At 66.8% G+C, this 12477-nt stretch carries 10 protein-coding genes; 7 read left to right on the top strand and 3 right to left on the bottom strand.

Annotated elements, in window-relative coordinates:
• Positions 1 to 13: 13 nt before the first annotated feature.
• Positions 14 to 559: a hypothetical protein gene (locus tag H7X47_RS09885; protein ID WP_193368488.1), complete on the top strand. Its 546-nt coding sequence runs from the start codon at positions 14 to 16 to the stop codon at positions 557 to 559.
• A gap of 17 nt (positions 560 to 576) precedes the next feature.
• Here the strand turns inward: H7X47_RS09885 and H7X47_RS09880 are convergent, their stop codons facing one another.
• Entirely contained in the window at positions 577 to 1506 is a 930-nt protein-coding gene (locus H7X47_RS09880) for a MurR/RpiR family transcriptional regulator (RefSeq protein ID WP_193368487.1), read from the bottom strand.
• A gap of 164 nt (positions 1507 to 1670) precedes the next feature.
• Here H7X47_RS09880 and H7X47_RS09875 point away from each other — a divergent pair, with 164 nt between their 5' ends.
• From H7X47_RS09875 to H7X47_RS09850, 6 genes are all read left to right on the top strand, one after another.
• A complete protein-coding gene (locus H7X47_RS09875) occupies positions 1671 to 2189 on the top strand; it encodes a TRAP transporter small permease (protein WP_227010343.1) in 519 nt (172 codons plus the stop codon).
• A 4-nt stretch (positions 2190 to 2193) separates the two neighbouring features.
• Positions 2194 to 3474 (top strand): TRAP transporter large permease, encoded by a 1281-nt coding sequence (locus H7X47_RS09870; protein WP_193368486.1) that lies wholly within the window; start codon positions 2194 to 2196, stop codon positions 3472 to 3474.
• 64 nt (positions 3475 to 3538) lie between these two features.
• Positions 3539 to 4582 (top strand): TRAP transporter substrate-binding protein, encoded by a 1044-nt coding sequence (locus H7X47_RS09865; protein ID WP_227010342.1) that lies wholly within the window; start codon positions 3539 to 3541, stop codon positions 4580 to 4582.
• Between the two features lie 81 nt (positions 4583 to 4663).
• The gene (locus H7X47_RS09860) at positions 4664 to 5893 is read left to right on the top strand and encodes a Zn-dependent hydrolase (RefSeq protein ID WP_193368485.1); all 1230 of its coding nucleotides are present in this window, start codon (positions 4664 to 4666) and stop codon (positions 5891 to 5893) included.
• A 22-nt stretch (positions 5894 to 5915) separates the two neighbouring features.
• Complete coding sequence (locus H7X47_RS09855; protein WP_193368484.1) at positions 5916 to 6845, top strand: N-carbamoyl-D-amino-acid hydrolase; 930 nt, start codon at positions 5916 to 5918, stop codon at positions 6843 to 6845.
• Positions 6846 to 6946: 101 nt separating this feature from the next.
• Positions 6947 to 8143 carry a hypothetical protein gene (locus H7X47_RS09850; RefSeq protein WP_193368483.1) on the top strand — a complete coding sequence of 399 codons (1197 nt, stop codon included), beginning with the start codon at positions 6947 to 6949 and terminating at the stop codon, positions 8141 to 8143.
• Here the strand turns inward: H7X47_RS09850 and H7X47_RS09845 are convergent.
• Both H7X47_RS09845 and H7X47_RS09840 read right to left on the bottom strand, forming a co-directional pair.
• Complete coding sequence (locus tag H7X47_RS09845; RefSeq protein WP_193368482.1) at positions 8140 to 10101, bottom strand: DUF4034 domain-containing protein; 1962 nt, start codon at positions 10099 to 10101, stop codon at positions 8140 to 8142. The two genes, H7X47_RS09850 and H7X47_RS09845, sit on opposite strands and share 4 nt — an antisense overlap.
• A 148-nt stretch (positions 10102 to 10249) precedes the next feature.
• Entirely contained in the window at positions 10250 to 12472 is a 2223-nt protein-coding gene (locus tag H7X47_RS09840; RefSeq protein WP_193368481.1) for a tetratricopeptide repeat protein, read from the bottom strand.
• Between the last annotated feature and the right edge of the window lie 5 nt (positions 12473 to 12477).

The raw sequence follows: 12477 nt of genomic DNA, 5'->3' as shown, positions 1-12477 counted from the left end.
CGAAGGAGCCGTCATGCGGCGAGCGGAATGGTTCAGACGCGTCGGCGGGGGTGTCATTCTCACGGCATGTCTGACGCTTGTCGGGGGGTGGAGTCTGTTTTCTCAACAGCGCGACATCCTCGATGCTGCCCGGCTTTACGGGGAGAACCAGCAAGTCTTCGAAGGCATCCGGAAACACTATCCCGGCTCATTCACTGAGGTGCGACGCATTCCGGAATTCGACGAGGCCGCCACGAGGCCGGAAAACACCGCGTTTCTGGAGAAGCTGCGGCGTTCGGTCCCTGTCGAAATCGTTATACTCACCACTCTGTTCAGAGACGGCTCGGACGTGATCAAGGTGATTATTGAAACCTACGGTCTGGCGGTCAGCGGCGGCGTTGTTGGCTTGGTCTACTTCGAGCATTTCGTCCGTGGGGAGGTCGTCGAGAAAGGCGTCGAGGTATTCGATAGTTGCGACGAGCGAGCGCTCGGCTGGCTGGAGACTGCGCGGGAAAGAGGCTATGCCGATGTCTATTGCCGCATCAACGACCACTGGTACGCCTATCAGTCGATCACCTGAGCGGCAGCACCACGTCCTCAATCGAAGTCGTGCAGGTCTTCGTGCAGCTTTTCGATGTGCTGCAGGCGGCCGCGGCCGCCGGCGCCGAGCTTCTCCATCACCGCTACGCAGAGGAAGTGCAGCAGCGACATGGCCGCGGCGTAGCGGTCGAAGAAGTCCATGCCGCGCACGCCGCAGGGGATGGTCCAGGTGGCGTGGGGTGACGGCTTGGCGGCGCGGTCGGTGATGTAGAGGATGCGCGTGCCCGCGGCGGCGGCGGCGGCCATGGCCTGGGGCACCTGGGGCAGGCGGCGGCGGAAGCCGATGACGATCAGCAGGTCCTCGGCGGAGAAGTCGGCGATCTCCTCGGCGATGGTCTCGCCGGCGGCGGGAAGCAGGTAGACGTCGCCGCGCCCCTGGATGATCTGCCAGCGCGCGTAGCCGGCCAGGTAGTGGCTGTTGCGGTAGCCGAGCAGGAAAACGCGGCGCGCCTTGCAGATCGCCGCCACCATCTCGTTGAAGGCATCGGCGCGCAGCCCCTCCAGGGTGAAGGAAATGTTCTGCAGGTCCTGTTCGATGTGCTCACGCACCCGCGCGCTGAAGCCGGATTTCTTCGTTTCGCGCTGCATCAGGTAGAGCGGCGAGCCCCAGCTCTGGGCATCGCGGGCGGCGCGGCGCGCTTCGTCGTAGTTGGCAAAGCCGATGCGCTGCACCAGCCGTGTCACCGCGGCCTTGGAGCCGCCCGAGAGCTCGGCCAGCTCGGTGGCGGAGTAGGCGGCCATCTCGCCGGGAAATTCCAGGATCAGGTCGGCGATGCGGCGCTCGCTCTCGGGCAGTTCACCATAGCTCGCCTGGATGCGGCTCTCGACGGAGGCGCCGTGGGGGCTGTCGGGCACGGCGGCCTGCTTGCCGTTGCGCGCGGCGGCAGCGCCGTTCGGCGGGCTGCGGCGGGTTTTCTTGCCGGCCATTTTCTCGGGTCCGGGTCCTGTGGCTCCGGTGAATTGTCCCCAGGTTAGGCGTCCGGGGGTTGAAACTCAAGTTTCAGGTTCCTTGACATTCCAAAAAATGAATTTCAGAGTAGAGGCAGGGCAGGAAACCCCGGGGCACAAGAACTCTGGGTGAGGCGACAACATTGCGGGATCTCGATCGAAAAGCCATACGAGCGAGCCGCCGGCTGAACTGGCTGGTGGAGCGCTTCTGCGTGCTGCTGCTGGTGCTGCTCATCCTCGATGTCTGGCTCGGCGTCCTGGTGCGCTACATCCTGCCGGTCAGCTGGACCTTCACCGAGGAACTGGCCCGCTACCTGATGATCTGGGCGGCCCTGCTGGCCGTCTCCAGCGGCATCAGCCACCGCGAGCACATCGGCATGCTGGTGGTCTTCGACCAGTTCCCGCCGGGGCTGCGCAAGTGGCTGGCCGTCGCCTTCGACATCATCGCCTTCGGCTTCTTCGCGGTCATCGCCGTCTACGGCCTCGACTTCGTCGAGCGCGGCTTCAGCCGCTACACCATGATCGGCGGCCTGCCCAAGGCCTACCCCTTCATCGGCGTGCCGCTCGCCGCCGGCCTTGCCTGCGTCCAGCTGATGCTGGTCGCCATCCACGACTTCTTTTCCGAGGACGGCATCACCGCCGCCGAGCGGGTGGAGCTTTGACACGATGATCTGGGTCGCCGTCGCTTTCTTCGGTCTTCTCGTCCTCGGCATGCCGGTCGGCTTCGCCCTGGGCATCGCCGGCATGGTCGGCATCTTCGACATGGGCGGCGGGCGCTTCCTGATGATGGCGCCGGACCGCATGTTCGCCGGCCTCGACCTCTTTCCCTTCCTGGCCATGCCCTTTTTCATCCTGGCCGGGGAGATCATGAACCGCTCCGGCATCACCACCAGCCTGGTGCAGTTCGCCGCGGCGCTGGTCGGCTGGATGCGCGGCGGCATGGCGCACTCCAACATGGTGGCCTCGGTGATGTTCGCCGGGATCACCGGCGCGGCCACCGCCGACGCGGCGGCCTTCGGCAACACCCTGGTGCCGGCCATGGTGAAGCAGGGCTACACCAAGCCCTTCGCCTGCGCGGTGACGGCGGCCGGCTCGATCATCGGCCCGACCATCCCGCCCTCGACCCTGATGGTCATCTACGGCTCCATCATGGGGGTTTCCATCGCCGGGCTTTTCGCCGCCGGCATCGTGCCGGGCCTGCTTATCTGCGCCATCTGCATGGGGGTGATCGGGCTGCTGGGCAAGCGCCTCAACCTGCCCAAGGCCGAGGGCGGGCCGAAGCTGCACGAGATCGTCTTCGCCTTCCGCAAGTCACTGCTGGCCCTGGTGCTGCCGATCTTCATCCTCGGCTCCATCCTGGGCGGCATCGCCACGCCGACCGAGGCCGCTTCCATCGCCGTGTTCTACGCCCTGGTGGTCGGCGGGTTGGTCTACCGCCGTCTGACCTTCCAGGACCTCTACGAGATGTGCGTGCGCACCGTGCGCATCACCGGGGTGATCTTTCTCATCATCGCCTCGGCTTCGATCCTCGGCTGGTGGATGACCTTCAACCAGATCCCCCAGGCGGTCGCCGAGAGCTTCTTCCTGCTGTCCGACGACCCGCGGGTGATCATCGGATTGATCATCGCGCTGCTGCTGTTCATCGGTCTCTTCATGGACATCAACGCGACGCTGATCATCCTGGCGCCGGTGCTGGCGCCGCTGACCCTGAAGATCGGCATGGATCCGGTCCATGCCGGGATCATGATCATCCTGGCTCTGAACATCTCCCTCATGACGCCGCCGGTGGGCGCCTGCCTCTTCGTGCTGGCTTCGGTGACCAAGGAGAAGATCGAGAACATCACCCGCTCGCTGTGGCCCTTCCTGGTCGCCGAGGTGCTGGTGCTCTTCGTGGTCGCCTATTGGGAGGACATGACCCTGGCCGTGCCGCGCCTGCTCGGCCTGTAGGTATCCGCTATCGCTGTCAACCAGGGGGCCGGAACCCCCAAGAAACTGAACTAGGAGGCAAAAAATGACAGTTATGAAGAAACTGACGACAACGGCCGCGGCGGCCCTGGTCGCCGCCAGCTTCGCCGGTCCTGCGCTGGCCGCCGAGGTGACCATCCGAGTCGGCCACTTGAACCCGGCCGATCCCTTCGAGAGCCACTCCGGCGCCATGACCGCCATCTTCAAGTCGCTGGTGGAATCGGCCAGCGGCGGCGACATCGAGGTGAAGCTCTATCCCAACGGCCAGCTGGGCAAGGACAACGAGGTCATCCAGCAGGTGCGCGACGGCATCGTCGAGTCGACCATCTCCTCGGCCGGCGGTATCGCCCAGCACTACCCGCTGGTCGGCGTCTTCGACATTCCCTTCGCCTTCCCGAACATCGCCGTGGCCAGCCGCGTCATCGACCAGCGCAGCGACTTCGGCAAGAAGTTCACCGGCGACCTGGAGGCCAAGACCGGCCTGAAGGTGCTGGGCATGATCGACTCCGGTGGATTCTTCGCCTTCTCCAACTCCGAGCATCCCATCGAGACGGTGGAGGACATGAAGGGCCTGAAGATCCGCACCATGACCCTGCCGACCCACAAGGCCATGGTCGACTCCCTAGGCGCCCAGGCGACCCCGCTGCCCTGGGCCGAGGTCTACACCTCGCTGCAGACCGGCGTGGCGCACGGCCAGATGAATCCCATTCCGATCATCGCCTTCGCCAAGTTCGACGAGGTCCAGAAGTACCTCTCGATCACCAATCACGTGATCACCCCCTACATCTGGACCATGAACGAGGACTTCTTCAACAGCCTGAGCCCCGAGCACCAGGAAATCGTGATGTGGGCCTCCGAGGTCGCGACCGAAGCCGGCCGCGGCGTCTCCCGCGTCATCGAGGCTTCCGAGCGCGGCCTGCCCAAGCTGGCCCAGAAGATGGAAGTCAACGTGGTGACGCCGGCCGAGCAGAAGAAGTTCGCCGCCGCCGCCCAGCCTGCCGTGCGCAAGCTGATCGAGGAGAACCTCGGGGCCGAAGGCGTCGACATGCTGAACGCCATGATGGAAGCCATCGACAAGGCCTCCATGTAAGGCGCATCGCCCTGACACGGGGAGGGGCCGGGCGCCGCGGCGTCCGGTCCCGCCACCGCGGGCAAGCGAACAAGAGACGTTATGAGCAATCTGCGCATCGACCTCGACCGCCTGATGGACCGCATTCAGCGCCTGGGGCAGGTCGGCGCCCTGGAGGGCGGCGGTGTCTGCCGCCTGGCGCTCACCGGCGAGGACAAGGCCGGCCGCGACCTCGTCGTCGGCTGGATGCGCGAGCTGGGTCTGCAGGTCACCGTCGACCGCATCGGCAACGTGGTCGGCCTGCGCCCGGGCGAGACCGACGGACCGCCGGTCATGACCGGCTCCCACATCGATACCGTGGCCACCGGCGGGCTCTACGACGGCAACCTGGGCGTCCTCGCCGGGCTGGAGGTCGTCGAGTCCCTGAACGACGCTGGGGTGACGACCCGCCATCCGCTGGCTGTCGGCTTCTTCACCAACGAGGAAGGCGCGCGCTTCGCCCCCGACATGATGGGCAGCGGCGTGCACCAGGGCGCGCTCTCCCTGGACGACTGCCTCGCGACCCGGGGCATCGACGGCACCATGGTGGGCGACGACCTGGCGCAGATCGGCTATGCCGGCGAGGCGCCGGTCGGCGGCTTCCGCGCAAAGGCCTTCTTCGAGCTGCACGTGGAGCAGGGCCCGGTGCTGGAAGAGGAGGGCGTCGAGATCGGCGCCGTCACCGGCGTGCAGGGCATCTCCTGGACCGAATACACCATCGCCGGCACCTCCAACCACGCCGGCACGACCCCCATGCGCCTGCGCCACGACGCGGGCTATGTCGCCGCGGCCATCGCCACCACGGCGCGGCAGATCGCCCGCGACATGGGCGGCGACCAGGTCGCCACCGTGGGCGTCATCGAGCTGGAGCCCAATCTTGTGAACGTCATCGCGCGGCGCGCCAAGGTGACGGTCGACCTGCGCAACACCGACGAGGCCAAGCTGCAGCAGGCCGAGGGGATGATGGCCGAAAAGCTGCGCGAACTGGCGCAGGCCGAGGGTGTCGAGATCACCGCCCGGCCCCTGGCGCGCTTCGAGCCCGTCGACTTCGACCCGGAAATGATCGACCTGGTGGCGGAGACCGCCGCCGGCCTGGGCTGCTCGGTGAAGCGCATGCCCTCGGGCGCCGGCCACGACGCCCAGATGTTCGCGCCCAACTGTCCCACCGCCATGATCTTCGTCCCTTCAAAGGACGGCATCAGCCACAATGTCAGGGAATACACCGCGCCGGCGGAGATCGCCGCCGGGGCCAACGTCCTGCTGCAGGTCATGCTCTCCGCCGCATCGCATTAACAGACCACCAAGCCGAAAGAAGATGTCCCGTATCCTCACCGTAGCCGCCGCCCAGCTGGGCCCCATCGCCCGCGACGAACCGCGCCAGTCCGCCGTGGCGCGCCTTTCCGCCATGCTGCGCGAGGCCAAGGCCAAGGGCGCGGGTCTGGTGATCTTTCCGGAGCTGGCGCTGACCACTTTCTTTCCGCGCTGGTACTTCGAGGAGCAGGCGGAGGTCGATGTCTTTTTCGAGCGGGAGATGCCCAACGCCGCGGTGCGCCCGCTCTTCGACCTGGCGGCCGAGCTGGAGATCGGCTTCAACCTCGGCTATGCCGAGCTGACGCCGGACGGCCATCACTTCAACACCTCGATCCTGGTGGACGCCAAGGGACGGATCGCCGGCAAGTACCGCAAGGTGCATCTGCCCGGCCACCGCGAGAACGAGCCCTGGCGGCCCTTCCAGCACCTGGAGAAGCGCTACTTCGAGCCCGGCGACCTGGGCTTCCCGGTCTTCGAGGCCTTCGGCGGGCGCATGGGCATGTGCATCTGCAACGACCGGCGCTGGCCGGAGACCTTCCGGGTCATGGGCCTGCAGGGCGTGGAGCTGGTGAGCCTGGGCTACAACACCCCGGTCCACTATCCCCCGGCGCCCGAGCACGACCACCTGCAGGACTTCCATAACCACCTGGTCATGCAGGCCGGCGCCTACCAGAACGGCACCTGGGTCGTCGGCGTGGCCAAGGCGGGCAAGGAGGAAGGCTGCGACCTGATCGGCGGCAGCTGCATCATCGCGCCGACCGGCGAGATTGTCGCCCAGTGCGCGACCCTGGAGGACGAGGTCGTGATCGCCGACTGCGACCTGGACCGCTGCCGCGAGATCCAGGACAACATCTTCAATTTCGCCCTGCACCGGGAGCCGGAAAGCTACCGCCTGATCACCGAGACCAAGGGCGCGGTCAAGCGCTCCGCCTGAGGCCCAGGGCGGCAGACCGCCGCCGCTAAGGCTTCGGCTCCGTGGCGGGCCTGTTGTATGCTGTCCCCTGTCCTTGCCGCTTGAAACGACCGGGGGAGAGCATGAGCGACAGCAGCACGACCGTGAGGCCGGCGACAGAACGACGCCGGGCCCTCATCTTGATTCCCGGCATGATGCGCGAGGAGCGGTTTCGCCGCCGCGACATCCTCATCGCCAACCTGGAAACCGTGGAGCAGCACCCGCTGCGGCGCGGCGAGGAAGTCAGCGCGGGCGGCGAGACCGGTCAGCGCCTGCTTCTGGAGCCGTTGCGCGGCGTAGCGGCGGGGCAGGGGGGCGAAGCCGAAGCGCCGCCCTTCGCCAGCCTCGACGTCTTCGAGGCCTACTGGGCGGACATGATCCCGGAGCAGGCCGAGCTGCCGCCCTGGTCGAAGCTGATGAAAGGGCTGGAGCTGGTCGGTTACTGGGTGTTCAGCCTGGGCTCCTGGCGCGCGGTGGTCAGCTCCCTGCGCGGCGGATCCTCCATGATCGCCATCGGCCTCATCATGGGCGGGCTGACGCTGATCGCCTGGTACGTCATGCTGGCGGTCCTGGTCGGCCAGGCGGTGGCCCCGGGCGGCGTGGTGCCCGAGGAGCTGAAGGGCCTGCCGCTGGTCAGCGATCTGGTGGCGCTCTTCGGGCGCACGACCGGCTGGCTCGCCGCCAACGTCTGGTGGGCGGTCCTGCCCTTCCTGCTGGCCATGCTGCAGGTCGACGCCCTGGTGCTGTTGGCCCGCTTCATCAAGGACTACTTCGAGAACCGCGTGGACGACAGCGGCGTCGGCCTGCGCGACCGGGTGCGCAAGCGCGTCCACGGCACGCTGGAGGCGGTGCTGGCGGCCGGCTACGACGAAGTGGTGGTGGTGGCGCACAGCTTCGGCACGGTGATCGCCACGGACATCCTGGCCGACTGGCCCCACGAAGCGGACCTGAGGCGCCTGTCGCTGGTCTCCATGGGCTCGCCCATCACCGTGCTGCGCTACCGTTCGGCCTGGCTGGAGGGGGAGCGGCGCGAGATGTTGAAGCCGCAGCGCCTCGCCACCTGGATCGACTTCTTCTCACCCAGTGACTGGCTCTGCGGCGCCGTCACCGGCCACCGCGAGAGTTTTGGGGAGGGGATGAGCCGCAACCTGAACTTCGAGGCGCCCTGGCCCCAGCGGATCACCGGCCAGACGCATCTGCTGTACTATCGCGACCCGCGCGTGCTGGAGCAGCTCGCCGGGCCGCTGGCGACGCCCGCGGTGGGACCACAGCGGGCCTAGCGGCTGACGTGGTCCTCGCCGAAGAATCGCTTGAGCGCCTGCTGCGCGTGTTCGCTTCCATGGTCGGCCGCCCGAACGAACCAGCGCCGCGACTCCTGCATATCCTGGTCATCGTGTTTGCCGAGGTGGTAGATCATGCCGAGTTCGAACATGGCGTTGATCTCGCCCGCGTCGGCAGCCTCATGAATCAGGCGTCGCCCCCGGACCGGGTCCGCCTCGGTGCCGACTCCTTCGTAGATGCCGTGGCCCAGGAGAAACTTGGCCAACCGGTGGCCGCGTCCGGCGGCGGTCTCCAGCCAGCGCAGCCCGGTACTTTCGTCGAAATCGACCCCGAAGCCTCTTGAGTAGATCACACCCAGGTCGAAGGCCGCTGCAGCGTCGCCGGCTTCCGCCTTCTGTGTGCATTGCGCCAGGGCAGCGCTCGCACTGGTGCTCTCGTAGTCTTCTCTGCAACTTTCCATCGCCGCCAGGATATCGGGTGTCATGCGCTTACGCCGTGCCGCATCGGACTTGTCGCAACGTGCTTTCAGTTCGCCAGTGAAGAGTTCAACGCTGTGGTATTTGTGGCATGTCCCGGTCCTGCGGCAGGTCCTGTCGAACTGTTGGTAGACCTTCAGCGCGCGACACTCCTTCACGGCATTCAGAGCATTGGCGTAGCCGAGGACGTATTCCGGGTCATCTGGCGCCAGTTTAATCGCTTGTTCAAAGACCGCGTAGGCGCGTTCGCGTGAACCTCCGTTGCCCAGGATCGCTCGCGCCCAGGCCAGTTGAACGTCAGCGCGCGAGGCACCGTAGATTGTCGCCCGCTCCACGTCGCGATACTCCTGCTGCCGGTAGCGCTCGGCGGCTGCAGTATCGCCGCTCTCTTCCTTGGCTCTCACCAGTTCACTCAAGATTTTGTCACTGATCATCAATCTTTGAGGGTTGTAGGGATCGAGCTTCAGAGCGTCGCGCATGGTGGTTGCCGCCTGTTCCCGCCGCCCCATGGCAGCAAGGATAGCCGCCTTGAGTTCATAGTGGGCCGCCTGGTCCGGGTCGCGTTGCAGGCCCGCCTCAAGCACGTCCAGCGCTTCTTCGTGCCGCTTCAGCCCGGCCAAGGCGCGCGCGTGCCCATACATTCCTTTGCGGTTCGGCAGCACATCCAATGCATCCTCGTAGTAGGCCACGGCGCTTTCGCAGTCGTTTCTGCCGCAGGCTTCCTCGGCTTTGAGGAGGATGCCGAAGAAGTCGAGGAACTCGTCCGAGCGCCGCAGCGTGCCGCCAAGGCGCAGCTGGTGCCAGTAGTCCGAGCTCGCGCCGCGGGAACCACCCCAGTTTGGCTCCAGCGCGCGCATGAAAGTGATGTGGAGCGGCAAGGGGTTGTCCGTCGCGGCCAGCGCCCGCTCCAGCATGACGGCGGCGTCTCGCCGCTTTCCGGTGGTGATGGCGATATCGATCATGCCCTGGAAGGCGGCGACCGACGGCGGCCCGATCTCCATGGCGCGCTGAAAGTCTCCGCCGGCCAGGTCCATGTACTTCCGCATCTCCTCGAACTGGCCGCGGCTGGTCTCGGAGCGGAAGCCCTCGCCGCGCACCACGTAGGCGAGGTGCAGGAAGTAGGCGCCGCGGGCAAGCAAGGGCAGCGCCGACGACTGCTGCTCGGCAATCCAGCCGTCGAGGAAATCCTCCAGTTGCGGGTCCGCGTAGGCGAAAGCGTCGAAGCGGTCAAGCGTATCGGTGGCGCTCTGCTGGTCTGCCGCCAAGGTCAGGCGGTAGGTCTTTTCCAGCTCGTCGTAGCGCCGTTCCCGCAGCAAGGCGATCACGGCTTCCTTGCGCGGCAACTCGCTGCTGGGCAGTACCAGCGGCCGATCGTCACGCGCGTAGAAGAACCCGCCGACTAGCTCCAGCGGGGCGAAGAGGGCTGCGGCGAGGCCCAGGGCACAAATGAAGACCCCGGCGATAAGTGGCGACCTGGACATGAATCGCTTCCCTGGCGTTTCTGGTAGAGCCAGGGTGGATGAAAACAATTTTTGGTTTCATTTAGCTTAACCGAGGGCCGAATGAAGAAAGCGCGGAATCAATCGGATTACACCGATTTCTGCCGTTTTTAGACTGGCTGGATGCGACCTACTGCGTCGCCTGCTGGCTGCAGTAGCTGAGGGAGAGGGCCATGCTGCCCTGGCTTAGGAGTTCGCTGCAGGTATCTCGCAGCAGCTGGCGGCGGTCCTCCTCGCTGCTCAGTTCCAGGGCCCTGTCGAGGTCCTGGCGCGCCGAGGAGGCCTGGCTGAGCTGGGCGAAGGACAGGCCGCGCGACCAATGCGCCCAGATGTCGCCGGGCAGCAGGCGCAGGCCGGCGCTGTAGTCGTCGATGGCTTCCTGGTAGGCGCCCAGATCGTAGTGTACGTCGGCGCGCGCGAAGAGCACCTCGGCGTCCTGCGGCTGCAGCTTGGCGGCCTGGTTGAAATCTTCCAGTGCCTCGGCGAGCGCGCGGACCTCGTGATAGGCCAGGCCGCGGTTGTGGTAGGCGGCGTAGTAGCTCTTGTCGCGCTCGATGGCGGCGGAGTAGTCGACGATCGCCGCGGCGTAGTCACCGCTGTCGGCATAGGCGAGGCCGCGGTTGTTCAGCGCCCAGGGACTCTTCGGCGCCAGCATCACCGCGTAGTCGAAGTCGGCCAGCGCGCGGGTGAAGTGGTCCTGGTCGCTGTGGATCTGGCCACGGTAGACGAAGGCATCGATGTCGTCCGGGTCGAGGTCGATGACGGCGTCGAGATCTTTGAGCGCCGCCTCGTAGCGCGTCAGGGCGGCCAATGTGCGCCCGCGCTGCAGCAGGAAATCCTTGTCGCGCGGGTCCAGGGTGACGGCGGCGGTGTAGCTGTCCAGCGCCCGCTCGTAATCGCCCAGCAGGAAGTAGGCATTGCCCAGGTGATAGAGCGCCACGTCGTAGTCGGGCGCCGCGGCCGCGGCGGCGTCGAGCGATGCGACGGCTTCGCGGTAGCGCCCCAGGTCGATCAGGGCGCGGCCCTTGTGATTGAGGGCCCAGGCCATGCCCGGTTGGAGGGTCAGGGCCTGCTCGTAGTCCGCGAGAGCGGCCGTCACGTCCCGCCGGTCGTGGCGTAGCAGGCCGCGCGCGACGTAGGCCTCAGCATAGCGCGGCGCCAGGGTGAGGGCGCGGGTGAAGTCCGCCTCCGCCGCCGCCGGAGCGCCGGTGAAGTAGTGCGCCCGGCCGCGCATGTAGAGCGCCGGCGCGTCGCCTGGCAGGCGTAGGACCGCGGCGTCGAAGTCGCCCAGCGCGGTCTTGTAGTCACCCAGCCGGGCATGGGCGAGGCCGCGGTTGTAGTAGGCGATGCCGTAGTCGGGATCGATGGCCAGGGCGACGTCGAAAACCGGAACGGCATCCTTGTAGCGGCCCTGGTGGAACAGGTTGTTGCCGCGGTTGTTGTAGGCCCAGGCGTTCTTCGGCTCGCGGCGGATGGCTTCCTGGAAATCCGCGTCGGCGCTCTCGAAGTCGCCCTGGTCCATGAAGACCATGCCGCGTTGGATGAAGGGCTCGGCCCTCGCAGGGTCGAGCTCCATGGTCTTCTTAATGTCGTGGAGGGCTTCGTCGAAGCGCCGCAGTTCGATAAGCGCGCCGGCGCGCCGGCTGAAGCCGACGACGCTCTGCGGCTCGATCAGGACCATCTGTTCGAAGTCCGTGACCGCGCGCTCGTAGAGGTCCTGGTCCATGAAGATGTCGCCGCGGCCGATGAAGGCCCAGCCGTCGAAGGGATTGAGCTCGATGGCCTTGTCGTAGTCGGCGACGGCGGCGTCGAGGCGGCCCAGCTCGGCGAAGGTGCCGGCCCGGTAGTAGAAGGCGTTGGGCGAGTCCGCATCGATCGCGATGGACTGCGACAGGGCCAGGACCGCGCCGCGCAGATCCCCGGTTTCGCGCAGTGCCAGGCCGCGGAAGTAGTGCGCCTCCGCGTTCTCCGGATCCAGCGCGACGACCCGGTCGAAGGCGTCGAGGGCGGTTTCGGCCTCAGCGCCATAGAACTGCGCGCGGCCGAGCGCCAGCCGCAGCTCGACGTCCGCGCCGCCGATCTCCAGCGCGCGGGCGTAGTCGTCGGCGGCCGCCTCGTAGGCATCGCTCTCGATGTAGGCGTCGCCTCGGTCCGACAGGGCGGCGATGCGCTGCTCCGGGGCGAGGTCCTCCCGTGCCAGGCAGTCGCTCAGGCTGGCGATGGCGTGGTCGTAGTGGCCCAGGGCGAGCGAGCGGCCGCCTTCGCTGCAGGGTGCCGGCGCCGCCGCCTGCGCTGCCGCAGGCAGAAGCACGGCGCTGAAGGCCGCCGCGGCGAAGAGGCGAGATGCAGGCATGGCCC

The organism is Pelagibius marinus (assembly GCF_014925385.1).
In the GTDB taxonomy this organism is placed as follows: domain Bacteria; phylum Pseudomonadota; class Alphaproteobacteria; order Kiloniellales; family Kiloniellaceae; genus Pelagibius; species Pelagibius marinus.
Note: the sequence above shows the minus strand (reverse complement) of the source record. Positions and strands in the feature narration are given on the sequence as shown.